The organism is Mucilaginibacter sp. P1_A3 (assembly GCF_056406855.1).
Genome location: NZ_JBFTZJ010000002.1, coordinates 368,132 through 391,696 on the forward strand (window position 1 = coordinate 368,132; position 23,565 = coordinate 391,696).

A 23,565-nucleotide genomic window follows, 5' to 3' on the forward strand; every position below is an offset into this window, starting at 1 on the left:
AACCTATAGTGAATAATTTAGAACAAACATTTAGATGGTTTGGCCCCGCCGATCCGGTTACACTTAAAGCAATCTCCCAATGCGGAGCTACAGGCATCGTTACTGCACTTTATCATATTCCGGTAGGTGAGGTGTGGGAATTGGATGAAATCATCCAACGCAAAAAATTGATTGAAGAGGCCGGACTGCGTTGGTCGGTTGTGGAGAGTGTAAACATCCATGAAAGCATTAAAACTGCCGGGGCAGACAGAGACAAGTACATTGAAAACTACATCAGTACACTTCAAAATTTGGCAAAGGCTGGTATTGAAATTGTATGTTACAATTTTATGCCAGTTTTGGATTGGACCCGTACCGATCTTGATTACCTGTTACCTAACCAGGCAACTGCTTTAAGGTATGATGCAAAAGCACTTGCCGCCTTTGATCTGTACATATTGGAACGCAATGGCGCCCGGGATGATTATAGCAGCGCACAGCAGCAGATTGCCAAACAGTACCTTGATGGCATTACTGCTGATGAAAAAGCACAGCTCATCAACAACCTGATGGCCGGCCTTCCGGGCACCAATAAAACATTATCCATTGCCGAATTTAAGGAGCATTTGCAACGTTATGCCAATGTTGATGCAGCTGGATTAAAGGAAAATCTCGCCTACTTTTTAAGAGGCATTATTCCGGCTGCAGAACAGGCTGGAGTTAAAATGTGTATTCACCCCGATGATCCTCCTTTCCCAATATTAGGTTTGCCAAGGGTGGTATCTACCGAGCAAGATCTGGCGGATGTTGTAAACTTTTGCCCATCACCAAGCAATGGCTTAACTTTTTGCAGTGGCTCGCTGGGAGCCCGGGCTGATAATGATTTGCCCGGTATTGTTGAAAGATTAGGAGAACACATTCATTTTCTGCACCTGCGCAATGTACAGCGCGAGGCCGATGGCAGCTTTTATGAGGCGGAGCATTTGGGAGGAAGCACTGATATGTATGCAGTAATGAAGAACATTGTTCTGGAGCAACAAAAAAGAGAAAAGGACGGTCGCCAAGATATTGCTATACCTATGCGCCCTGATCATGGGCATAAATTGCTGGATGATTTTAATTATAAAACATACCATGGATATTCTGCCATAGGCAGGTTGAAGGGTTTGGCCGAATTACGAGGTTTGGAAATGGGTGTTAAACGGTCTTTATTTGATAGGGCATAAATTTATATAATGAAAGGGTTTTTAGATCAGGACTTTTTGCTAAATACAAAAACGGCGCAGCGTTTATACCATGATTATGCTGCCGATTTGCCAATTATAGATTACCATAGCCATTTACCGGCCGATCAGATAGCGGCGGATATTAATTTTGAGAACATCACAAAGGTCTGGCTCAATGGCGATCATTATAAATGGCGTGCTATGCGTGCTAATGGTGTTAATGAGGCATACATAACCGGTAATAAATCAGACCAGGAGAAATTTGAACAATGGGCAGCAACCGTTCCGTATACTTTACGCAATCCACTTTTCCATTGGACACACCTGGAATTACAGCGATATTTCGATATAAACGAATTGCTTTCGCCGGCAACAGCTCTTGAAATATATACGGATTGCAACAACAAACTGCAATTGCCGCAATACAGCGTTCGTAATATCATCAGAAATAAAAATGTAGAGGTTATCTGTACAACTGATGATCCGTTGGATGATTTGTCATATCATCAACAGATTAAGGCTGATGGCTATGAGGTGCAGGTATTGCCAACTTTCAGGCCGGATAAAGCTATGAATGCCGATGATTTGGCTGCATTAAATAGCTACATTGATAAGCTGGAAGCCATAGCTAACAATCCAATGGATTCTATACAGGCTTACTTGGCAGCTTTAAAAAGCCGCCATGATTATTTTGCCAAAAATGGTTGCCGTTTATCAGACCATGGTTTGGAACAGATTTACGCGGAGGATTACACAGAAACAGAAATTGCCGCCATATATTTAAAAATAAGAAGCGGGCAGGAGTTATCGGCTGATGAAATCCTGAAGTTTAAATCGGCTTTGCTACATAAGTTTGCCCTTTGGAATCATGAAAAAGGTTGGGTAATGCAGTTACATTTAGGCGCATTACGTAATAACAATGCACGCGGTTTAAGTGAACTGGGGCCTGATACAGGTTGGGATTCCATTGGTGATTTTTCACAGGGTAGGGCATTATCTAAATTCCTGAACCGGTTGGATACTACTAATCAATTGGCCAAAACCATATTGTATAATTTAAACCCTGCTGATAACGAGTTGATGGCATCAATGACGGGCAACTTTAACGACGGCTCTGTTGCCGGTAAAGTGCAGTTTGGATCGGCATGGTGGTTTCTGGATCAAAAGGATGGGATGACTAAGCAGCTTAACGCGCTTTCCAATATTGGCCTTATCAGCCGGATGGTTGGTATGCTTACAGATTCGCGCAGTTTCCTGTCTTTCCCCCGGCACGAGTATTTCCGCAGGTTAGTTTGTAACCTGTTTGGTGATGATATTGAAAATGGCGAACTGCCAGATGACATCACATGGACAGGTAAGATCATCCAGGATATATGTTACTATAACGCTAAGAATTACTTTAATTTCGATCAGTCAAAATGAGCCGGGCACTTGAAATAAAATCTCCGCAGGGCAAAATACTTTCATTTGGTGAGCTGTTGTTAAGGATATGCCCGGATGCTGGTGGCGAATGGCTTAATGATAACCAATTACCATTTTTTATCGGCGGGGCCGAGCTGAATGTCGCTACCGCCTTAGCATTATGGGATCTGCCATCGGCATATTTTACGGCATTGCCAGGTAATGCGATGTCCAAACAAATAACCGATTATCTGCAGCAAAAAAAGGTTGATTCATCTTCGGTTTTCACAACGGGTGAGAGGATAGGACTATATTACTTAACCCGCGGAAAGGATATCAAAAACAATGCGCTGATATATGACCGGGCGGGTTCGGCATTTGCTACCCTGAAACCGGGACAGGTTGACTGGGATAAAGTTTTGGATGGTGTAAGCTGGTTTCATTTTAGTGCGATTTGCCCGGCTATTAGCCAGGATGCAGCAGATGTTTGTTTAGAAGTACTGGAAGCTGCTTCGGCAAAAAATATCACCATCTCTATTGATCTCAATTACCGTTCAAAGCTATGGAAATACGGTAAGGAGCCCATTGATATTATGCCAAAATTGGCAGGATATGCCGACCTTATGATGGGCAATATCTGGGCCGCCGAAATGATGCTGGGTATACCTATCGCACCGGATATTCACGAATCGGGGCAAAAAAGCATCTACCTCAAAGAAGCCTTGCAAACATCAGAAAGTATCATGGCACAATATCCTAAATGCAAGGCTGTTGCCAATACTTTCCGCTTTGACGCAGGTAAGGGAATAGAATATTATACTGCCCTGTACACCGGAGACAAGCTATATAACTCCAACCAATACGATACAGATGAGGTGATTGACAAAGTAGGCAGTGGCGATTGTTTTATGGCGGGATTGATATATGGGTTTTATAATAACCTGGATCCACGACAAACATTGGAGTTTGCTACCGCAGCCGCATACACCAAACTATTTATTGAGGGCGACGCCACCAATAAAACAGTTGAAGAAATTATTAAAGCCATTAAATCATGAGCAAAAAAGAAATAGTACTTGATGCTATACTAACCCAGGGTACATTGCCGCTGTTTTTTTATGAAGATGCAGATGTGAGCCTGGAAATTACCCGTACCCTATATAAAGCAGGAGTAAGGGTGTTTGAATATACCAACCGCGGCGCTGCCGCCCTGGCTAATTTCAAGATTTTGAAAAAAGCGCAGCAGGATGAAATGCCCGATTTGTATTTGGGTATAGGTACTATAAAAACCGGTGCAGAAGCTGCCGCGTTTATCAGTGCAGGAGCCGATTTTATTGTATCGCCAATTGTTAATCCCGAGGTGGAGAAAATAGCCAGTCAGCATAAGTTGTTGTGGATACCGGGCTGTATGACACCTACCGAGATCCATACCGCGCAGCAACATGGGGCGGCGCTGATCAAGATCTTTCCGGCCAATATTTTAGGGCCGGAGTTTGTTTCTTCAATCCGGGATTTATTTTCGGGTCAATTGTTCATACCTACAGGTGGGGTAGATTTGAATATTGATAATATCAGCACCTGGTTTAGGGCAGGGGTTTGTGCTGTGGGCATGGGCAGTAAGCTAATTAGTAAAAATGTACTTGAAAATCGTTTGTATAACCAATTGTATAACGATACTATAAAGTTGCTGGAGATGGTACAAACCTGCAAATAACCAATTTAAACCAATTATAATGAGAGAAACCAAAGTTGGAAACTACAGATGGGTTGTAGTTTCACTTTTATTTTTTGCTACAACAATAAATTACCTCGATAGGCAGGTGATAGGCTTATTAAAACCTGTACTTGAAATTCAGTTTAAATGGACAGAAACCGATTACGGTTATATCGTAATGGCATTTTCTACCGCATATGCTTTAGGGTTGTTGCTTTTTGGTGGTTTTATTGATAAAATAGGTACCAAATTAGGTTACACGATATCATTGATTGTATGGAGTATTTCGGCCATGCTTCACGCCATTGTTACAAGTACATTTGGTTTTGGGGTGGTTAGGGCCGCCTTGGGCTTAGGCGAATCGGGTAATTTTCCGGCTGCAATTAAAGTAGTAGCAGAGTGGTTTCCAAAAAGGGAGCGGGCATTTGCAACGGGCATATTTAACTCAGGGGCTAATATTGGGGCAGTAGTTGCGCCTATAATGGTGCCCTGGATATTGGGTGTTTATGGGTGGCAGATGGCATTTTTAATAACCGGCGCTATTGGTTTTGTGTGGCTGATATTTTGGTGGATTTTTTATGAAATTCCGGCAAAGCATAAAAAGGTAACTCCAGAAGAGGTTGCATATATTAACAGTGATGCTGATGAAGCTTTATTAGCAGAAAACGAAAGCAAGATAAAATGGATACAGCTTTTTGCTATTAGACAAACGTGGACTTTTGTGATTGGTAAATTTTTAACTGATCCTATATGGTGGTTTTTCCTGTTTTGGTTGCCCTCGTATTTTTCAAGCACTTTTAATCTCGACCTTAAAAAACCAAGTCTTCCTTTAATCCTGGTTTATACTGCTACGTCAATAGGTAGTATTGGTGGTGGTTATTTATCATCGTATCTTATAAAGAAGGGATGGCCTGTATTTAAAGCGCGCAAAACAGCCATGTTTATATTTGCGTTGTGTGTTGTGCCTATTATATCGGCCATGTACGCCACTAATGTATGGCAAGCGGTGGCTTTAATAAGCTTGGCTGCAGCTGCTCACCAGGCCTGGAGTGCTAATATTTTTACCACTGCATCTGATATGTTCCCTAAAAGGGCACTTAGTTCTGTAATAGGTATTGGTGGTATGGCCGGTTCGGTAGGTGGTATACTGTTCCCGTTTTTGGTTGGGCATATATTAGAATTTTATAAAGAGAGTGGGCACCTGGTAACGGGCTATAATATCATTTTCCTGATATGCGGTTGTGCTTACTTGCTGGCTTGGTTTATCATGCATTTGCTTTCGCCTAAAATGAAACCCGTTAATTTATAATTGGGTTTAAAGATCATTGATTCATTTGTTCGGGAGAATTTAGCTCCAGAACAAATGAATCAATTTATACTAATCTATTTTAATGAACTTACCTGTTCTGCCAGTTCATCTATCCAGCTGGATAAGTACGGCTCGGTAACTGTTAACCTGATCCATTCGCCATCATTATCTTTAGCTATAATCAGGTGTAATGTTCCGTCGATAGATTTAAATTCATATGCTTTTGTAAAGTTGCCATATGTAATAGATTGTAAGATGCCATCAATTTCACTATCGGTGCCACTTAGCGTAGCTTCAATTTGCTGTTCCATAGTTTGTAATTTTAAAGGTAACACATGGCAATGCTTTGTGTTTGCCCCTCTTTTGGATTGAAAAGATTTACAGTTAATTCCTGGTAATCAGTTAAAACAAAAGACTAAAATTCCTTTACCTTTGCTTCTGTGGAAAACTTACAGCCCGATCCTAAAGTACTGATAGATATTGTACAAACCCCTATGCCTTACGGTAAATATAAAGGCACTATTATAGCCGATATACCAATAAGTTACCTGGAATGGATGGCCGGCAAGGGTTTTACTAAAGATAAACTAGGTATGATGTTGTCAACTGTTTTTGAGATTAAAACAAACGGCCTGGGTGACATACTGTTTATGGTCAGAAAATCGCTTCAGAAAGGATCAGGTATCAGCCCTAAACTCAAGTAGTTCAAGATTACCTTACGGTGACCATCCGGCTGTAAGGCTTGTTGCGTATATACGTCTAAGTAATTAAAAATATAATAATCATGAACAAGTTAATATTATATATCGCAGGTGTATTTTTATTTGTTGGCTGTGTAAGCGGTCAACCAAAACAGGGTGGCAACGCAATGGCAACTCTCCCTAAACCGAAAACCGGTGAAGCCCTTGCTACTTTTGGTGGTGGCTGTTTTTGGAGCATGGGCGAGGCTATGTCTGAACTGAAAGGCGTTAACAAAGTGGTATCCGGATATGCAGGTGGTAATACAAAAAATCCAACGTATGAGGAAGTTAGCACGGCCACTACTAACCATGCCGAAACGGTGCAGATCTACTATGATCCAAAAGTGATCAGTTATGCTAAGCTGGCTGAGGCGTTTTTCTTTGCCCATGATCCTACTACATTAAACCGCCAGGGACCTGATGAGGGTACCGATTACCGTTCAATTGCATTTTATAGAACACCTGAAGAAAAAAATATTTTGGAGGCCACCATTAAAAAAGTGAATGAGTCAAAGCATTACATCAACCCTGTAGTTACACAGGTTGTACCTTTCACCGTATTTTATGCCGCTGAAAATTATCACCAGGGATATTATAAAACCCATTTGGATCAGCCATACATCGCATCGGTTTCTACACCTAAAGTAATGAAATTCAGGAAAGCAATGGCTGCCGATTTAAAGCCGGAGTTTAAGAAATAACGATTTGGCACTAATGAAAAAGCCGTTTCATTGATTTGAGACGGCTTTTTTGTGTTTTAAGCATAGCGGATGCTCAATTCGTGAATTACAGCTGGTAAATATGGGTGCCGCAAAATAACGGCCCGTCGGGCTTTTGTGTAAACCCCAAAACTGTATTACAATTTATTAAACCACCCCTTTTTCCAAAATACAACAACCTGTACAATCGCTATTAAAAACATAAAGACAATAGCATATATGTAGCCGTGATGCCAGTAAAGTTCGGGCATATTATCTGGTAAAACGTGGCCTTTGTCATCTTGCCTCGAAAAGTTCATCCCGTAAATACCCGCGATAAAGGTGAGTGGAATAAATATAACCGAGATGATAGTTAGCACCTTCATGATCTCGTTCATCCGGTTACTCACCATGGATAGGTAAAGATCAATAATGCTGGAAGTTACCTCCTTGTAATTTTCAATCAGGTCCATCGCCTGGATGCAGTGGTCATAAGCATCGCGCAAAAAAAGTTTTACTTCGGGGGGGATCAGCACACTTTCTGAGCGGATCATATCATTGATCTTATCACGCTCGGGCCAGCTTGCACGGCGTATAATGATCAGGGTACGTTTAATTTGCTGAGAATTGAACATGATGCTTTTATCGGCATCGTTATAAACCTTATCTTCTATGCTATCCAGTTTGTCGCCTATCTGTGCAAGCAAAATAAAGTAAGTATCAATGATGGTATCAGTAAGCGCATAGCACATGTAACTTGGTCCTGCAGTACGTATGGCTCCTTTACCTGCTTTTAGGCGGGCTTTAACTGCTTCAAAATACTCTTTGTGGTCTTCTTCAAAGCTGATAATGAGGTTATCCTTTACAATAGATGAAAACTGGTGATTTACCAGCTCATCCTCACTGTTAAAATGTACAATGCGACTGGTGCTAAACACGTAATCTTCGTACTCATCAAACTTTGGGCGCTGGTGAATGTTGGCAATATCTTCCAGCACTAAAGGATTTATATTAAGATGAACACCTATCTGCTCTATCAGTTGGGCATCGCCGAGGCCATTGATCTTTATCCAGTGTGTATGGTTATCACACTTTTTTAACTGGGAGAGGATTACCTTAATGTCTTTACCCTCAGATGTGATCAGCTCATCTTTATTATAACTAAAAACAGCTATATGAGGTGTAAGGGCACCTTCCGGTACCACAATCAGGCCCGGACTATCGCCTACGTTACCGCTGCGCCTGCGGGCGTTATAGCGTACTCTTTTAATACGATTATCCATTTATAAATAATTTAAGCTTTGTGGGCCCTGGTTAAAAAGCAAATCAACAATACTCAGATTTTTCAGGAACCCTTTTCTGTCCTCAAAAACCTGGAAGTAAGGTTTTTGTTCCCACTCTGCATCTTTTTTAGGGTGGATTGATGCCCTGAAGTCTGGAAGGGATGGATACGCTGCATGGTATTCGTCGGTATATTTTATTTCCGTTTTTATTTTTATAAATTTAAGCAGCAGTTGCAAAAGCTGTTCATTATAATCAAACAAATAAGGGATCTGCTTTTTTTTATCATAAAACACGGCCAGGTCATCCTCATAATATTCAAAATAAGCCGACCGGCGATAACAGGCCCCAAGGCTTTGCCAATGAAGGCGTTGCCAGTCAAAATCATAACTTATTTTAGCGTCTTTAACTTTTGTATGTTTTTTTGAACCTTTTACAACCGGCACCACCAATGTAAGGATACCCTCGGGCGAGTAAATATTGGCACGGTTACGGTAAGTTTGTTTAGKGAAATGTTCTTCTCTTTCTATCAGTATATCAGGCTTGTAAGTATTTAATTGTACAAAATACTCAACCGGCGGAAGATAAAACATTGGCAATACAGCACCTTTTTCAATCATATATTTTATGTTTGTGTTCAAAATTGGTTAAAATAATGGTAAAAAAAGGGCTTTTAAGGTTAGGTATAGTATTTTTATACCTGATATCGTTATTGCCCTTTTGGTTTTTGTATCTCATATCTGATGTTTTGTTTGTAGTTATATTCTACATCGTACATTATCGCCGTAATGTTGTGCAACAAAATCTGGCCAATGCTTTTCCAGAAAAGTCGGCAAAAGAACGCCAGGATATCGAGCGTAAATACTATCGCTACCTGGCTGATTTGATTGTTGAAACGGTTAAAATGATCACTGTATCTGAAAAACAAATCCAGAAGAGGGTGATAGCCACAAACGCCGAACTGGTGCATGAGTACTTTGCCAAAGGTAAAAGTATTATTGCAGTAGCCGGCCATTATTGCAATTGGGAAATGGCGGCGCTTAATTTTAATTTTGTTACCGATAAAAGGTTTATGATAGTTTATAAACCTTTGTCGAATGCAATTTTTGATAAGTTTTTTATCCAGATCCGTTCGCGTTTTGGGGGGCAGCCGGTAGCTATGAAGCAAACGTTGCGTAAAATGGTAGAGTATAGGAAAGAGTTAACGGTAAGCGTGCTGGTTGGCGACCAAACACCCGTAATGCACGAGGTTACTTATTTTGCCAAATTTTTAAACCAACCTACAGCGGTGTTTTTAGGTATCGAAAAAATAGCTAAAACAATTGATGCCGCTGTTGTTTTTTATGACATGAAACGCGTTAAACGCGGTTATTATACTTACACATTAGTTCCATTGACTGAAAATCCCAAACAAACTGCCGAGCATGAGATTACAGATATGCATGTGCAATACCTGGATGGCATGATCAGGAAGGAGCCACAATATTGGCTATGGTCGCACCGAAGGTGGAAATTCAGGCCGGAGGATTTACATAGATGATTAATAAACCAAAGGTTGCCGTAGTAATTTTAAACTGGAACGGTACTAAATACCTTAAGCAATTTCTTCCCTCAGTTATGGCATCCACCTGGCCAGGGCTTGAAATTGTGATGGGCGATAATGCCTCTACCGATGATTCTGTAGCTTTTGTGAGCGAGAATTACCCAACTGTCAGCATTATTCAAAACGACAAAAATTACGGATTTACGGGGGGCTATAACAGAATTTTGGCCCAGGTTGATGCTGATTATTATATCCTGCTAAACTCAGATGTGGAAGTAGTACCCGGCTGGATAGAGCCTGTGATCAGCCTGATGGAAAGCGATGAGCTAATTGCCGCGGCAGCGCCAAAATTATTAGCTTATGCACAGAAAGATACTTTTGAGCATGCGGGTGCTGCGGGTGGTTTTATAGATGCTTATGGATACCCGTTTTGCAGGGGAAGGCTATTTAACGAAGTTGAAAAGGATCATGGGCAATATGAACTGTCGGGTGAGGTGTTTTGGGCCTCGGGCGCTTCTTTGTTCATCAAAAAGAAATATTGGGATTTGGCAGGTGGCTTTGATGAGCGCTTTTTTGCTCACATGGAAGAAATAGACCTATGCTGGCGCCTTAAAAACATGGGTTATAAAGTGATGTACTGTGCACAATCAACGGTATACCACGTTGGGGGAGGCACATTAGACGTAGAAAACCCTTTTAAAACCTACCTTAATTTCAGGAATAATTTAATGCTGCTTAGCAATAACTTATCATTTTGGAGAGCCTTTTGGGTGATTAGCCTGCGCATATGGATGGATCTGCTGGCTTTGCTGCGGTTTTTAGCCGAAGGTAAGCGCAGAGATGCTTGGGCGGTAAGCAGGGCACACCAGAGTTTTTTTGCAGGGCTATTTAAGTCAAAAGCGAAAAGTGAAAAGTCAAAAATTACTTTGGGCGATTCACCACTCACCGCTAACTTAAAAGGTACCTTCAGAGGTAGTATTGTATGGCAGTTTTTTGTTAAAAAGAAAATCAAGTTTACCGATCTGCCGCAGGCCGATCTACTTTAGTATTGGCAGTTTCGGTGTCTTTTAATTTTCAATTTCAGCAAAATTATTATCCAATTAAATTTTCAATAGCCAGCCTATAAGAGTCCATGCCAAAACCTGCAATGACGCCTTTGCAGCTTGCCGCCAGCATGGAGTGATGCCTGAATTCTTCGCGCTTGTAAACGTTTGAGATATGTACCTCGATAACGGGCGTATTGATGGCCGCGATGGCATCGGCAATTGCAATAGATGTGTGGGTGTAGGCACCGGCATTTATTACGATCCCATCGTATTCAAAACCAATTTCGTGGAGTTTGTTTATAATTTCGCCCTCAACATTACTTTGGTAATAATTAATGGTGATGTTTGCATAACGGGTACGCAGTTCCTCAAGATAACTTTCAAAGTTGGTGTTACCGTAGATGGATTTTTCGCGTACGCCAAGCAGGTTTAAATTGGGGCCGTTAATAATTTGTATCTTCATTGGTTCAAACTTAACTATAAAACATTAAAAGTAAAATCAATTGGATTGGCATTCGGCAATTAAAGGTTTCCAGGCGTATTTGAAATTAGAGAAATCGCTGGCAGATAATTCCGTTGAAGCTTATAGCCGGGATATAGAAAAACTGTACCAGTTTTCTGAAATACAGGCAATTAAATTAAAGCCCGAAAGCATTACACTTGGCGATCTGCGCCAGTTTATAAACTGGGTTAATGAGCTGGGCATGATCCCGTCTTCCCAAGCCAGGATATTATCGGGCATCAAAGCTTTTTATAAATATATGCTGATGGAAGATATTATAAAAAATGATCCATCGGAATTATTGGAATCGCCCAAAATTCAGCGTAAACTGCCTGATACGCTGAGTTACCAGGATATTAATAAGCTGATTGCAGCTATTGATCTTTCAAAGCCCGAAGGCCCCCGCAACAAAGCCATACTGGAGACTTTATATGGTAGCGGATTGCGGGTATCTGAACTTACAGAGCTTAAACTATCAAACCTGTATCTTGATATTGAATTTATAAAAGTTACAGGTAAAGGAAATAAAGAACGCTTAGTACCCATTGGAGCAGAAGCCATTAACGCCCTCCAAATATATACCGGGAGTTTGCGTGTTCATATTCCTATAAAAAAAGGCGAGGAAGACATTGTTTTTTTAAACCGACGGGGAGCAAGGCTAAGTCGCCAGATGATATTTTTGATGATCCAAAGCCTGGCGCAAGTTGTGGGATTGAAAAAAACGATCAGTCCGCACACTTTCCGCCATTCATTTGCTACCCACCTGGTTGAAGGCGGAGCCGATCTGCGCGCCGTGCAGGAAATGCTGGGCCATGAAAGTATCACTACTACAGAGATTTATACCCATTTGGATAGGGAGTATTTAAAGAGTACGATTAGCCAGTTTCATCCGCGTTCATGAGTTGGCGGTGAGCAGTTTGCAGTGGGCAGATGGCATTTGGCAGTTTGCAGATAGCAGTGTGCTTGTAACAGTTGGCGCCTACCGCTTAAAACTGGCTACAATTATTAACTGCAAATTGCCCACTGTAAATTACACACAGCCCACCGCCAACTGCTATATGTCAACTGTCAACCGCGAGCTAATCATCCTATCTCTACCACTCATGTCTTGCCTTAACTCAATTTTTTTGAATCCTTTGTGCTGTAAGAGTTCAACCGTTTCATTACCCAGATTTTCATTGATCTCGAAGAATAAATAGCCGTCCGGTTTTAAATTAGCTAAAGCAAAATCAGCTATAGCCCTGTAAAATATCAACGGATCATTCTCGGGTACAAACAGCGCTGTATGCGGCTCAAAATCAGTAACGTTGTTATGCATCTGCTTTTTATCATCCTCGGTAACGTAGGGAGGGTTGCTGACGATGACATCGGACTTTGGAATGGTGTTGTCTGGTAAAAAATTAAGGATATCCAGGTTTAGGAAATTAACTTCTGTTTCATTGAGTTCGGCATTGTCTTCGGCGGTACGTAACGCATCCTCCGATATATCTATTGCAAAAACAACAGCGCCTGGTAAATTCTTTTTTAAGGTGACAGCGATACATCCGCTACCGGTACCTATGTCAATAATGCGTCCCGAAAATCCTTTGTTTTTCACCTTTTGCGTTTCGCTTAAAATCCATTCCACCAATTCTTCTGTTTCGGGGCGGGGGATCAGTACGCTGGGGTTTACTTTAAATGGTAGTCCATAAAATTCGGTAACACCTAAAATATATTGGATAGGCTTGCCTGTTAGCAGTTCGGCTAAAATATTTTGCAGCCTTTCCAGCTGTTCGGCAGTAAGCACTTTTTCAGGAAAAGCTTTGATTGTTGCTTTTGATGTTTGTGTTATTTCGCTGATAGTCAATAAACTAAGTGCCTCGGTTTCATTGGAGCTATATATATTGTTCAGCTTTTTGTAATCTTCAAAAACTTCCTGGATAGTAATCATACAACAAAGTAACATAAAAGCTACTTTTGCAGCATGGTTCAACATGAAAAATTTATGCGGCGTTGCCTGGAACTTGCCGAATTGGGGGCAGGGCTGGTTAGTCCGAACCCGATGGTGGGTGCCGTTGTTGTTCATGATGGCAAAATAATAGGCGAGGGCTACCACCAAAAGTATGGTGAAGTACATGCCGAAGTTAATGCTATTGCACAGGTTACCAGTAAGTTTGATAACCCGGCTGAGCTATTAAGGCAGTCTGTAATTTATGTTTCTTTGGAGCCATGTGCGCATTACGGTAAAACACCGCCCTGTGCCGATTTGATCATCAAGCATCAAATTCCTTTGGTTGTGGTTGGTACCCGCGATCCATTTGCGCAGGTTGATGGCAAGGGTATTGAAAAGCTTAAAGCTGCCGGTATTGAAGTGATTACCGGGGTATTAGAAACAGAATGCCAATGGCTTAACCGCCGTTTTTTTACCAAGGTGCAAAAGCACCGGCCGTATATCATTCTGAAATGGGCACAAACCAGTGATGGTTATTTTGCGCCGGATGATAGCAGTCAGCTTTGGATAACCGGTCTGGAATCGCGCAAGCTGGTACACAAATGGCGTAGCGAGGAAGATGCCATACTGGTAGGCAAGAACACTGTTGCCATTGACAATCCGCAGTTGAATGTACGTTACTGGGAAGGGCGGTCGCCCAAACGGGTGGTGATTGACAGGCGGCTGGAGTTAAATAAACAGTCAAATGTATTTGATCAATCGGTTGAAACATTCATTTTTAATGAAGTTGAGTTCAACGTAGATGGAAAAAACAGGTTCATTGCCTTGGAGGATTTTGATCGGTATGTACCGCAATATATTTTGTACCAGTTATACCTGCAGGATATTCAATCTGTAATAATTGAAGGGGGCGCGCATACGCTGCAAACATTTATTGACGCCGGACTTTGGGATGAGGCCCGTATTTTTACCGGGAAAACTGTTTTAACAAAAGGTATAAAATCACCGCAAATAACCGGTATAATTGCGGATGAGTCTGTTATTGGAGACGACCGCTTGCAGGTGCTCCATAATAAATAAGAATCGAGACGGAAGAATCAAGAATTAAGAGTCAAGAATCAAGACGGAAGAAAACAAGACATACAGTAAATCAACTAAAAAGCTGGATTAGTTAAGGTATTAGCTTAAGTAATCTGATTTTTAGTTTCTTATCTTGATTCTTGACTCTTAATTCTTGCCTCTTTCAATAAGCCAATTATATAAAATGCTATACGTTTTTTTAAGTATCTGTTGCAGTGTTATTGTGTCGGTTATGCTAAAGCTGGCCAAGCGTTATCATATCGATGTTTTCCAGGCAATCACCTGGAATTACTCCATGGCTATATTGCTTACCTGGATATTTTTTAGACCATCTTTATCAAACCTGCAGCAGGCGCCCATTTATAATTACCTGGCGCTCGGGATATTATTTCCGTTGCTTTTTGTAATTATGGCCTCCTCGGTACGGAAGGCCGGTATAGTGCGTACAGATGTTGCACAACGTTTATCCTTATTCATTCCCATAATTGCAGCGTTCCTTTTATTTGGCGAGGCAACAACCTCAGTTAAAATAATTGGTATTGCGTTGGCTTTCATCGCTATTATATGCTCAATCCCCTGGCAAAAAGGTGCCGGCAATAGAGCAGAGAAAGGCTCCTGGCTTTACCTGCTTATTGTGTTTTTAGGCTTTGGAGTTATTGATGTATTGTTAAAACAGATAACAAAGGTTAACAATGTACCGTTTACCACGGCTATTTTTGTCATATTTATCCTGGCGTTTATACTATCGTTAATAGGGTTGTTGTACCAGGTCTTTACCAAAAAAATGCGTTTCTCCTGGCCCCATATTTTTATAGGCTGGGTATTGGGTATGTTTAACTTTGGTAACATACTATTTTACTTAAAAGCGCATAAAGCACTGGCAAATAATCCTTCGTCAGTATTTTCGGCAATGAACATCGGCGTTATTGTTGTTGGTGCTTTGGTTGGCATGCTGGTATTTAAAGAAAAACTAAGCCTGCTTAATAAAATAGGTATCGTAATAGCTGTATTAGCTATTGTAATTATATACTTTCCGCAAACGTTGGGATTTCTGCACATTTAATGATATACATTACGAAGGCAAATTATTGCTCTTGCTGTAAGCCTTCTGCCTTTAGTTTTCTAAAATGCTTTTTGACGATACTTATCAAACTATAGAAAAAACAACTGAAAGTCTTTTTCGCGACAGGGGCAGTAAGTTCCTTGGCTTTGCATACCCTATCAGTTCAGAAAATGATATTAAAGGCATAGTTGCTAAACTAAAAGCCGAACATCCTAAAGCTAATCATCATTGCTGGGCTGTGCGCTTAAGTATTGATAGGTCGGTATTCCGGGTAAATGATGATGGCGAGCCATCTGGCACGGCCGGCCGGCCAATTTTAAATACGCTATTATCTAAAGATCTTACCAATATCCTGGTTGTAGTGGTACGCTACTTTGGTGGTACTTTGTTAGGTGTTCCCGGTTTAATTAATGCCTATAAGGTTGCAACCGAGGAGGCCCTGAAGCAGGCTGTAATAATTCAAAAAACAGTAAATGATATTTATACCATCACATTTGATTATTTGCAAATGAATGATGTAATGCGCATAATTAAGGATGATAACCTGGTTGTGCTTGAGCAGCAATTTGATAATGATTGCAGCATGCAGCTTTCTATCCGCAAAACACAGGTTGAACAAACCTTGGGCAAATTGGGCAAGGTAGGCGGGCTAAAATTTCGGTTTAACTTTAGTCTTTAATTGATATGTATACTGTTTCAGGAAACATGGAAAGTGCAGATGGTAGAAGTACGTCAAGTAATGTCGTAGATGATTTTGAATTTAAACTTGTAAGTTTTTGATAGTTAGTTCATTGCGAGTTAAAAGTTAAAAATCCCAAAAAAAACCACTAATTCCTCCCCATTTGTAAATGGAACACACACCAATACCTATTTGGCACCTATGTTCATGTTGTTACTAATTGGTTAGTGTCGTGTTTATTTTAACGCTCAATTAATACCTTTTTAATTCCTGTTTTGTGGCTTAAATGTTTATTTTAGTCGCATATGCAATCTTTTGAATTAGATAAAACCGATCTCCTCCGCATTAAAACCGCCCTTGAAGGCGATGATGCTGATTTAGAGGCTGTTTTGCAAGATTATCACGCTTCGGAGATTGCCTTGCTGTTTGAGCAACTTCCGCAGGAAGCAAAAGAACGCATTATCAATATCCTGCCAACCGACGTCGCCTCAGAAGTAATTTCGGAAATGGATGAGGAGCATCACCCCGAAGAACTACTCATTAACCTGCATCCCGAGAAAAGATCCGAGATTGTGGAGGAACTGGACTATGACGATGCCACCGATATTATTTCTCAGCTTGATAAAGATCAGCAACACGAAATATTAAAGGATATTGACCAGGAAGATGCAAGCAGCATTCGCGCCTTGTTAAGTTATGACGAGGATACGGCTGGTGGTTTGATGAACTCCGATATTATTAAGGTGAACATCAACCTTGATAAAAAGGCAGCGTTGGACGAGATCATCCGTCAATCTGAAGAAATGGAAGAGTTTTACACCATTTACGTTGTCGATGATTTTGATATCCTGAAAGGAATATTATCCATAAAAGATGTAATTAAGGCTCACGCCGATGTAAAAGTAAAAGACCTGGTAAGGCGCGATCCTGTTTATGTAAAGGCGGATCTTGACCAGGAAGAAGTTGCCCGCTTGATATCCCAATATAACCTAACCACCATACCGGTTGTTGACGATAACATGAAACTGCTGGGTCGGGTTACGGTTGATGATATTATCGACGTAATGGAGCAGGAAAATACCGAGGATATCTTAAAGATCTCCGGTGTATCTGAAGATGAAGAACTGAGCGGTAACTGGAAAGATGCTGTTAAGAGCCGCCTGCCTTGGCTGGTTATTAATTTAGCCACTGCATATTTGGCGGCTTCCGTAATTCGTCATTTTGATGATACTGTATCGCAGGTAAAGGGTATTGCAGCCTATATGACCATTATTGCAGGTATGGGTGGTAATGCCGCCACACAGGCCCTCGCGGTAACCGTGAGGCGTATTTCATTAAGTAACCTTACCGATAGCCAGGCATATAATACTGTTATAAAAGAGTTTTTAGTAGGCATGCTCAACGGCGCGGCTAACGGACTTGTAGTTTTTTGCATTGCTTTGTTCTATGATGCTAACCCCATGCTGGGCCTGGTTTTGTTTTTAGCGATGACAGGGAACTTAATTATAGCTGGCATTACAGGCGCATCAATTCCGCTTGTGTTAAAAAGGGTAGGGATTGACCCGGCAGTTGCATCATCTATCATCATAACTACTTTTACAGATTGCGCGGGATTTTTGCTGCCGCTTTATCTTGCAACCAAGCTTTTGTTGAAGCATTGATATTGCCCAAAAACAAAAGGGCGGACTGTAAATAATTTTTAAAGCGCTGCATCTAAGCACCTTTGCGATAAAATAAAACAGAAATAACCAGAATAGTAAATAATCTTTGAATCTTTGCGTCTTAGTGCGAGCTAACAATAAGATTGAGATATTAAATTAAAACTTATGACTGAAGTAAGAAACGACTGGACAAAAGAGCAAATAGCCGAAATATACCATACCCCGTTACTTGACCTTGTTTATAAAGCGGCAAGTATTCACCGTGAAAATACCGACTACGCCGAGGTGCAGATCAGTTCGCTGATCTCGATCAAAACCGGAGGGTGCTCTGAAGATTGCGCTTATTGCCCGCAGGCTGCCCGTTATAATACAGGTGTTGATGTTCATGCGATAATGCCAAAGGATGAAGTTATTGCGGCTGCCGAAAAGGCAAAAGCAGGCGGTGCTTCAAGATTGTGTATGGGGGCAGCATGGCGTGAAGTGCGGGACAATCGTGATTTTGATAAAGTGATTGATATGGTAAAGGCCGTTAATAGCCTTGATATGGAAGTTTGCTGTACACTGGGTATGCTTACAGAAAGCCAGGCTCAGCGTTTGGCTGATGCAGGCCTGTACGCCTACAATCATAATCTGGATACATCTGAGGAGGATTACAAACGTATTATAACCACCCGTACCTATGATGACCGCTTAGAAACATTGAAACATGTTCGCAAAGCAAAGATCACTGTATGTAGTGGAGGTATCATTGGCTTAGGCGAAACGGTTGAAGACCGCATCTCGATGCTGAAAACCTTATCAAACTTGCCAAAGCACCCGGAATCAGTGCCAATCAACGCTTTGGTTCCTGTACAGGGAACCCCTCTGGCCGATCAGCCCAGGGTATCTGTTTGGGATATGGTTAGGATGATAGCTACTACCCGCATTATTATGCCTAAAACGGTAGTGCGTTTATCTGCCGGCCGTACAGAAATGAGCGTGGTTGAACAAGCGTTTTGTTTTATGGCTGGTGCTAATTCAATTTTTGCAGGCGAGAAGTTACTGACTACGCCAAACCCGTCTTTTGATACCGATATGGCAATGTTTGAGCTGCTGGGCTTATCGCCGCGCAAGGCATTCAAAAACGGTCGTCCTAATGAAGTTAAAGAAATGGAAACAGCAGGTTAACCTGCTGTTTTAATGGAGATTTTATTAGAGAGGCGCATATTTGCGCCTCTTGTTGTTTTTAATCATTCGTCATTGCAACGACGGGAGGGGTGCACAATTAGAATTAATCCCTCATATTAATAAATTGCAATGGCTGACCAAAGTTTTCGCCACGGCAAAGACTGATCACTGCCTGCAGGTCATCTATTTTTTTACCCTGCACGCGCACCTGGTCGTCCATGATGGATGCCTGAACTTTTAAGCCGCTGTCTTTTATTTTTTTAACCAGTTTTTTGGAGGTTTCTTTGTCAATACCTTCCTTAACTTTGATCTCTTTACGGATCATATTGCCCGATGCATATTGTTCTTTACCAAAATCAAGCGCATTAGGATCAAGATGTTGCTTTACCATACGGCCTATTATAGAATCCTGGATGGCTTTCAAACGCATATCGTTTTCGGTAACAATGGTTATATCGTTTGTTTTTTTATCCAGATCGATAGTACTTTTAGAGTCGTTAAAATCATAACGGTTTAATATCTCTTTTTTAGCGGTATTGATAGCGTTATCAAGGGTTTGGCCGTCTATCTTGCTTACTATATCAAATGTTGGCATAAGTTTGTGTTTATAAATGTTTACAAAACTAATGTATTGTAAACATTTACGCATGATGATTATTAATTTGTTTACATAACGTAATAAATAATAATGAATAAAAACCTTCAAAATGCAGATGAGTTAATATTAAGTTAACAAATAAATAAGCAGCTTTGTAAATGTGGCCCGGGGGCACAAATTTTTATGGATAAACAGGCACCATTAATAAACAGGGAAATAAGTTGGTTATATTTTAACGATAGGGTTTTGCAGGAAGCTGCTGATCCCACTGTTCCATTAATTGAACGGGTGCGTTTTTTAGCGATATTTTCATCCAATCTTGATGAGTTTTATAGGGTGAGGGTAGCAACCATGAGCCGCCTTGCCGCTTTAAACGAAAAATCGAAGGAGATTTTAGGATATAACCCCAAAAAACTTCTTAATCAGATAAAAAATATCGTTGTACGGCAGGAACGTAAGTTCAATAGCCTTTATGAAAATATTATAGTTAAACAGCTTGCCGAGGAAAAGATCTTTATCCTGAATGATAAGCAGCTTAATGTATCCCGTGGGGCATTTGTTAAAAACTATTTCAGAGAAAAATTACTGGCTACGCTGGTACCAATTATGTTGGATGACAGCCTGCCGCTACCCGAACTGCGCGACAGAGCCATTTACTTTTTTGTTAAGCTCACCAAAAATAAAAAATCAAGGTTCGCGCTTATTGAGTTTCCTGATACGCTATCAAGATTTGTGGTATTGCCCGAAACCAATAACCTGAAGTTTATCATCCTGCTGGATGATATCATCAGGTACAGTTTGGAGGATATATTTTTCATTTTTGATCATGACAGTATTGAGGCCTATTCATTGCAGCTTACCCGCGATGCAGAGCTTGATCTGGATAAAGAACTAAGCGGAAAATTTATTGACGCGCTATCCAAAAGCCTTCAAAAACGCAAGAAAGGTACACCTATGCGTTTGCTTTACGATACCGAAATGCCGATGGACATGTTAAAGTACCTGGTAACCAAAATGGGGCTGCATGGTGAGAGCCTGATCCCCGGTAACAGGTATCATAACTTTAAAAATTTTATATCATTTCCTAATGTTGGTTCGCCCGAACTGGAGTTTGTTAAATATCCTGCTCTGCCTGTCGAAGATCTTTCTTTCGGCAAAAGTTTGATCGAACTGATTGCTAAAAAGGATTATATGGTAAGCACACCTTACCAGTCATATGATTACATTATTCACTTTTTACGCGAGGCCGCTATTGATCCTAAGGTTAAAGAAATCAGTATAGCGGTTTACCGGCTTGCCGAGAATTCAAGAATCATTCACGCATTGGTAAACGCTGCCAAAAACGGTAAAAAGGTTAATTGCCTGGTAGAGCTTCGTGCACGGTTTGATGAGCAAAACAACATATTCTGGAGCAACAGGTTAGAAGAAGAGGGTGTAAATGTGCTTTATGGAGTGCCAGGCTACAAAGTGCACTCAAAAATATGCCTGGTTAGCCGTTTGGAAAAACAAAAGGTGGTAAATTATGCCTGTTTATCAACAGGAAATTTTAATGAAAAAACTGCTAAGATCTATGCAGACCATACGCTTTTTACAGCTAACAAAAAGATAACTGATGATCTTGCTGATGTGTTTAAAGCCCTTAAAAGGAATGTGCTGCCGAAAGGACTAAAGACGCTGATTGTATCGCCCATTGATTCAAGGCCGGGCATTTACAAACTGATAGATAACGAAATAAAGAATGCTAAAGCAGGCAAAAAGGCCTACATGATATTAAAAATGAACAGCCTTGCCGATGAAAGCCTGATTAATAAATTATACCAGGCCAGCAATGCCGGTGTTAAAATAAAAATGATCATCCGTGGTATGTGCTGCCTTGTTCCCGGTGTAAAAGGTTTCAGTGAAAATATTGAGGTGATAAGCATTGTAGATAAATATCTGGAACATGCACGTGTACACATTTATTGCAACGGTGGTAGCGAGTTGATCTACCTTACATCGGCCGATTTTATGAGCCGGAATATTGATAACAGGGTAGAGGTTGGTTTCCCGATTTTAGATGAGCACTTGCGTAAGGAAGTGAAGGATATGATCAACATACAACTGCAGGATAACACCAAGGCACGCGAAATAAACAGCACCAACAGCAACAAATATCATAAAACTAATTCGGCCGATTCTCATCGTGCGCAGATAGAGATATATACTTACCTTAAAACTAAAAACAAACAAAATTGAGATACGCAGCTATAGATATTGGCTCCAACGCAGTAAGGCTGCTTATTGCCGATATTATTGAAAATCATGGTTCTTATTCTTTCAAGAAAAACACTTTAATCAGGGTGCCGTTGCGCCTCGGCGATGATGCCTTTATCCAGCAACACATTTCTGATAAAAAAGCCGGCGACCTGGTAAAATCAATGAGTGCATTCCGCAATCTTATGGATGTTTATAAGGTGACGGATTACCTGGCTTATGCTACATCGGCCATGCGTGAAGCTAAAAATGGCGATGATGTAGTTAAACTGATAAAACAGGACGCCAATATTGATCTGGAGATCATTCATGGTTCAAAAGAGGCTAAAGTAATATATGCCAGTCATGCCGAGCAAACTATTGACAAAAGCAAAAGCTATTTGTATATAGATGTTGGTGGTGGCAGTACCGAACTTTCACTTTTTTCGGCAGGGGAACTGATGGCTTCCAAATCATTTAATATTGGTACTATCAGGATATTGGATAACCAGGACTCTGAAGAAACCTGGAATGAGATGAAAGATTTTATCCGCGAGCATACACGTGGCTACAAACAATTGTTAGGCATAGGAACCGGTGGCAATATCAACAAAATCCATAGATTGGCCGAGGAGGGTGACGATGCGCCAATGGCATTTGGTAAGCTAAAATCGCTTTACACTTATCTCAATTCATTTTCACTGAAAGACCGCATAAACGTACTTGGTTTAAACCAGGATAGGGCGGATGTAATCATTCCTGCCTGTGAAATTTATATGACTGTGATGAAAAACGCCGGTATAAAGCAGATCTATGTTCCCCGGGTAGGTATGGTTGATGGAATTATACAGCTTCTAATAGAAAAGAATTTATCTTAATAGAAAAATAACGTAAAATTATTTTTACAAATTTGTTTTTTTATATAAAAACTGTTAGTACATTTGTATTGCCCTCTCAAGGGCATGTTTTTCATAGGTAGATGTAGGGTCGGGTACAAGTTATTCGACCCTTTTTTATGCCCGTAACTTTTATCTGTTTGGGTAGTTATTGATGAGTCATGAAGAAGAAGATTGTAGTTGCTATTACGGGTGCAAGCGGCGCTATTTATGCCGATCTGTTATTAAAGAAGTTAAGCCAGTTAGAAGATCAAATACAGGAGGTTGCAGTCGTAATGTCTGATAACGCCAAGGATGTTTGGCGTTTTGAGCTTGATAATGAGGACTACAGTAAATACAATTATAAGTTTTACGCCAAAAATGATTTCATGGCCCCTTTTGCATCAGGGTCGGCTAAGTTTGATACTATGGTTATTGTTCCATGCTCCATGGGCACCCTTGGCCGGATAGCGGGAGGGATCTCTGATGACCTGATCAGTCGTGCTGCCGATGTGATCCTCAAAGAACGCCGGAAGCTTATCCTGGTGGCGCGCGATACACCGTTTAATCTCATCCACATCCGTAATATGGCTACAGTTACGGAAGCCGGTGGTATTATTTGCCCGGCTATTCCCTCATACTACAGCAAACCGCAAACCATAGAAGAGCTGGCCATGACGGTCGTGAACCGGGTTATTGATCTGATAGGGCTGGAGAACAAGAGCTATGAGTGGAAAGGAATTTAGCTGGTGAATTGGCGATTTAGTGAATTTGTGATTGGATTTACCTGGTTAATAATTAAGCCCAAAGTAAAAATAGCTAATTCATCAACTCACTAATT

The 23,565-nt window shown here is 40.9% G+C and carries 24 protein-coding genes; 18 read left to right on the forward strand and 6 right to left on the reverse strand.

The genetic code is table 11. The features are described 5' to 3' along the window. The first annotated feature begins 8 nt into the window (after positions 1-8). The 5 genes from uxuA to AC1D0K_RS05695 are packed head-to-tail and all read left to right on the forward strand — an operon-like array spanning position 9 to position 5,629. Complete coding sequence (uxuA, locus tag AC1D0K_RS05675) at positions 9-1,205, forward strand: mannonate dehydratase (protein ID WP_477397019.1); 1,197 nt, start codon at positions 9-11, stop codon at positions 1,203-1,205. A gap of 9 nt (positions 1,206-1,214) precedes the next feature. Further along, the gene (gene uxaC, locus AC1D0K_RS05680; RefSeq protein ID WP_477441553.1) at positions 1,215-2,627 is read left to right on the forward strand and encodes a glucuronate isomerase; all 1,413 of its coding nucleotides are present in this window, start codon (positions 1,215-1,217) and stop codon (positions 2,625-2,627) included. Beyond that, positions 2,624-3,664 (forward strand): PfkB family carbohydrate kinase, encoded by a 1,041-nt coding sequence (locus AC1D0K_RS05685; RefSeq protein WP_477391585.1) that lies wholly within the window; start codon positions 2,624-2,626, stop codon positions 3,662-3,664. The genes uxaC and AC1D0K_RS05685 overlap by 4 nt, the downstream gene beginning before the upstream one ends. Beyond that, positions 3,661-4,320 (forward strand): beta/alpha barrel domain-containing protein, encoded by a 660-nt coding sequence (locus AC1D0K_RS05690; RefSeq protein ID WP_477391586.1) that lies wholly within the window; start codon positions 3,661-3,663, stop codon positions 4,318-4,320. The genes AC1D0K_RS05685 and AC1D0K_RS05690 overlap by 4 nt, the downstream gene beginning before the upstream one ends. A 19-nt stretch (positions 4,321-4,339) precedes the next feature. Beyond that, entirely contained in the window at positions 4,340-5,629 is a 1,290-nt protein-coding gene (locus AC1D0K_RS05695) for an MFS transporter (RefSeq protein WP_477441555.1), read from the forward strand. Positions 5,630-5,703: 74 nt separating this feature from the next. On the opposite strand, the gene AC1D0K_RS05700 is transcribed toward AC1D0K_RS05695, so the two are convergent. After that, positions 5,704-5,940, reverse strand: a complete 237-nt coding sequence (locus tag AC1D0K_RS05700; RefSeq protein WP_477391588.1) for a hypothetical protein — start codon at positions 5,938-5,940, stop codon at positions 5,704-5,706. Positions 5,941-6,069: 129 nt separating this feature from the next. On the opposite strand from AC1D0K_RS05700, the gene AC1D0K_RS05705 reads away from it, so the two are divergent. Beyond that, a complete protein-coding gene (locus AC1D0K_RS05705) occupies positions 6,070-6,333 on the forward strand; it encodes a DUF3820 family protein (protein WP_295711692.1) in 264 nt (87 codons plus the stop codon). An 80-nt stretch (positions 6,334-6,413) separates the two neighbouring features. Beyond that, on the forward strand, positions 6,414-7,070 hold the full coding sequence (msrA, locus tag AC1D0K_RS05710) for a peptide-methionine (S)-S-oxide reductase MsrA (protein ID WP_477391589.1): 657 nt from the start codon (positions 6,414-6,416) through the stop codon (positions 7,068-7,070). A gap of 155 nt (positions 7,071-7,225) precedes the next feature. On the opposite strand, the gene corA is transcribed toward msrA, so the two are convergent. Both corA and AC1D0K_RS05720 read right to left on the reverse strand, forming a co-directional pair. Further along, positions 7,226-8,350 (reverse strand): magnesium/cobalt transporter CorA, encoded by a 1,125-nt coding sequence (gene corA, locus AC1D0K_RS05715; protein WP_295711694.1) that lies wholly within the window; start codon positions 8,348-8,350, stop codon positions 7,226-7,228. Next, positions 8,351-8,968: a WbqC family protein gene (locus AC1D0K_RS05720; protein ID WP_477463017.1), complete on the reverse strand. Its 618-nt coding sequence runs from the start codon at positions 8,966-8,968 to the stop codon at positions 8,351-8,353. A gap of 35 nt (positions 8,969-9,003) precedes the next feature. Here AC1D0K_RS05720 and AC1D0K_RS05725 point away from each other — a divergent pair, with 35 nt between their 5' ends. Next, a complete protein-coding gene (locus AC1D0K_RS05725) occupies positions 9,004-9,888 on the forward strand; it encodes a lysophospholipid acyltransferase family protein (RefSeq protein WP_477391591.1) in 885 nt (294 codons plus the stop codon). Further along, on the forward strand, positions 9,885-10,937 hold the full coding sequence (locus AC1D0K_RS05730; protein ID WP_477391592.1) for a glycosyltransferase family 2 protein: 1,053 nt from the start codon (positions 9,885-9,887) through the stop codon (positions 10,935-10,937). The genes AC1D0K_RS05725 and AC1D0K_RS05730 overlap by 4 nt, the downstream gene beginning before the upstream one ends. A gap of 46 nt (positions 10,938-10,983) precedes the next feature. On the opposite strand, the gene aroQ is transcribed toward AC1D0K_RS05730, so the two are convergent. Next, a complete protein-coding gene (gene aroQ, locus AC1D0K_RS05735) occupies positions 10,984-11,400 on the reverse strand; it encodes a type II 3-dehydroquinate dehydratase (RefSeq protein ID WP_477391593.1) in 417 nt (138 codons plus the stop codon). Between the two features lie 40 nt (positions 11,401-11,440). Here aroQ and xerD point away from each other — a divergent pair, with 40 nt between their 5' ends. Further along, entirely contained in the window at positions 11,441-12,340 is a 900-nt protein-coding gene (xerD, locus tag AC1D0K_RS05740; protein WP_477391594.1) for a site-specific tyrosine recombinase XerD, read from the forward strand. A gap of 153 nt (positions 12,341-12,493) precedes the next feature. Here xerD and prmC read toward each other — a convergent pair whose 3' ends face one another. Continuing rightward, positions 12,494-13,369, reverse strand: coding sequence for a peptide chain release factor N(5)-glutamine methyltransferase (gene prmC, locus AC1D0K_RS05745; RefSeq protein WP_477391595.1), 876 nt, complete (start codon positions 13,367-13,369; stop codon positions 12,494-12,496). Between the two features lie 33 nt (positions 13,370-13,402). On the opposite strand from prmC, the gene ribD reads away from it, so the two are divergent. The 5 genes from ribD to bioB all read left to right on the forward strand — a co-directional run bounded on the left by ribD (position 13,403) and on the right by bioB (position 19,019). Continuing rightward, positions 13,403-14,449: a bifunctional diaminohydroxyphosphoribosylaminopyrimidine deaminase/5-amino-6-(5-phosphoribosylamino)uracil reductase RibD gene (gene ribD, locus AC1D0K_RS05750; protein ID WP_477391596.1), complete on the forward strand. Its 1,047-nt coding sequence runs from the start codon at positions 13,403-13,405 to the stop codon at positions 14,447-14,449. A 184-nt stretch (positions 14,450-14,633) separates the two neighbouring features. Further along, entirely contained in the window at positions 14,634-15,512 is an 879-nt protein-coding gene (locus AC1D0K_RS05755; RefSeq protein ID WP_477391597.1) for an EamA family transporter, read from the forward strand. Between the two features lie 64 nt (positions 15,513-15,576). Beyond that, the gene (locus tag AC1D0K_RS05760; protein WP_477391598.1) at positions 15,577-16,191 is read left to right on the forward strand and encodes an IMPACT family protein; all 615 of its coding nucleotides are present in this window, start codon (positions 15,577-15,579) and stop codon (positions 16,189-16,191) included. 305 nt (positions 16,192-16,496) lie between these two features. Continuing rightward, entirely contained in the window at positions 16,497-17,852 is a 1,356-nt protein-coding gene (mgtE, locus tag AC1D0K_RS05765) for a magnesium transporter (protein WP_295711711.1), read from the forward strand. Between the two features lie 165 nt (positions 17,853-18,017). Beyond that, positions 18,018-19,019: a biotin synthase BioB gene (bioB, locus tag AC1D0K_RS05770; RefSeq protein ID WP_477391599.1), complete on the forward strand. Its 1,002-nt coding sequence runs from the start codon at positions 18,018-18,020 to the stop codon at positions 19,017-19,019. Between the two features lie 103 nt (positions 19,020-19,122). Here the strand turns inward: bioB and AC1D0K_RS05775 are convergent, their stop codons facing one another. Further along, on the reverse strand, positions 19,123-19,614 hold the full coding sequence (locus tag AC1D0K_RS05775; protein WP_295711715.1) for a YajQ family cyclic di-GMP-binding protein: 492 nt from the start codon (positions 19,612-19,614) through the stop codon (positions 19,123-19,125). 186 nt (positions 19,615-19,800) lie between these two features. Here AC1D0K_RS05775 and ppk1 point away from each other — a divergent pair, with 186 nt between their 5' ends. The 3 genes from ppk1 to AC1D0K_RS05790 all read left to right on the forward strand — a co-directional run bounded on the left by ppk1 (position 19,801) and on the right by AC1D0K_RS05790 (position 23,470). Then, a complete protein-coding gene (gene ppk1, locus AC1D0K_RS05780; protein ID WP_477391600.1) occupies positions 19,801-21,852 on the forward strand; it encodes a polyphosphate kinase 1 in 2,052 nt (683 codons plus the stop codon). Continuing rightward, entirely contained in the window at positions 21,849-22,727 is an 879-nt protein-coding gene (locus tag AC1D0K_RS05785) for a Ppx/GppA phosphatase family protein (RefSeq protein ID WP_477391601.1), read from the forward strand. Before ppk1 ends, AC1D0K_RS05785 begins: the two co-directional genes overlap by 4 nt. Before the next feature lie 179 nt (positions 22,728-22,906). Beyond that, positions 22,907-23,470, forward strand: a complete 564-nt coding sequence (locus AC1D0K_RS05790; protein ID WP_295711718.1) for a UbiX family flavin prenyltransferase — start codon at positions 22,907-22,909, stop codon at positions 23,468-23,470. The last annotated feature ends 95 nt before the right edge of the window (positions 23,471-23,565 follow it).

What these genes read in the sequence shown, in the direction of transcription:
- uxaC (WP_477441553.1), top strand. Translation starts at nt 1,215, where the DNA reads ATGAAAGGGTTTTTAGATCAGGACTTTTTGCTAAATACAAAAACGGCG.
- AC1D0K_RS05685 (WP_477391585.1), top strand. Translation starts at nt 2,624, where the DNA reads ATGAGCCGGGCACTTGAAATAAAATCTCCGCAGGGCAAAATACTTTCA.
- AC1D0K_RS05690 (WP_477391586.1), top strand. Translation starts at nt 3,661, where the DNA reads ATGAGCAAAAAAGAAATAGTACTTGATGCTATACTAACCCAGGGTACA.
- AC1D0K_RS05695 (WP_477441555.1), top strand. Translation starts at nt 4,340, where the DNA reads ATGAGAGAAACCAAAGTTGGAAACTACAGATGGGTTGTAGTTTCACTT.
- AC1D0K_RS05700 (WP_477391588.1), bottom strand. Translation starts at nt 5,940, where the DNA reads ATGGAACAGCAAATTGAAGCTACGCTAAGTGGCACCGATAGTGAAATT.
- msrA (WP_477391589.1), top strand. Translation starts at nt 6,414, where the DNA reads ATGAACAAGTTAATATTATATATCGCAGGTGTATTTTTATTTGTTGGC.
- corA (WP_295711694.1), bottom strand. Translation starts at nt 8,350, where the DNA reads ATGGATAATCGTATTAAAAGAGTACGCTATAACGCCCGCAGGCGCAGC.
- AC1D0K_RS05725 (WP_477391591.1), top strand. Translation starts at nt 9,004, where the DNA reads ATGGTAAAAAAAGGGCTTTTAAGGTTAGGTATAGTATTTTTATACCTG.
- AC1D0K_RS05730 (WP_477391592.1), top strand. Translation starts at nt 9,885, where the DNA reads ATGATTAATAAACCAAAGGTTGCCGTAGTAATTTTAAACTGGAACGGT.
- aroQ (WP_477391593.1), bottom strand. Translation starts at nt 11,400, where the DNA reads ATGAAGATACAAATTATTAACGGCCCCAATTTAAACCTGCTTGGCGTA.
- prmC (WP_477391595.1), bottom strand. Translation starts at nt 13,369, where the DNA reads ATGATTACTATCCAGGAAGTTTTTGAAGATTACAAAAAGCTGAACAAT.
- ribD (WP_477391596.1), top strand. Translation starts at nt 13,403, where the DNA reads ATGGTTCAACATGAAAAATTTATGCGGCGTTGCCTGGAACTTGCCGAA.
- AC1D0K_RS05755 (WP_477391597.1), top strand. Translation starts at nt 14,634, where the DNA reads ATGCTATACGTTTTTTTAAGTATCTGTTGCAGTGTTATTGTGTCGGTT.
- AC1D0K_RS05760 (WP_477391598.1), top strand. Translation starts at nt 15,577, where the DNA reads ATGCTTTTTGACGATACTTATCAAACTATAGAAAAAACAACTGAAAGT.
- mgtE (WP_295711711.1), top strand. Translation starts at nt 16,497, where the DNA reads ATGCAATCTTTTGAATTAGATAAAACCGATCTCCTCCGCATTAAAACC.
- bioB (WP_477391599.1), top strand. Translation starts at nt 18,018, where the DNA reads ATGACTGAAGTAAGAAACGACTGGACAAAAGAGCAAATAGCCGAAATA.
- AC1D0K_RS05775 (WP_295711715.1), bottom strand. Translation starts at nt 19,614, where the DNA reads ATGCCAACATTTGATATAGTAAGCAAGATAGACGGCCAAACCCTTGAT.
- ppk1 (WP_477391600.1), top strand. Translation starts at nt 19,801, where the DNA reads ATGGATAAACAGGCACCATTAATAAACAGGGAAATAAGTTGGTTATAT.
- AC1D0K_RS05790 (WP_295711718.1), top strand. Translation starts at nt 22,907, where the DNA reads ATGAAGAAGAAGATTGTAGTTGCTATTACGGGTGCAAGCGGCGCTATT.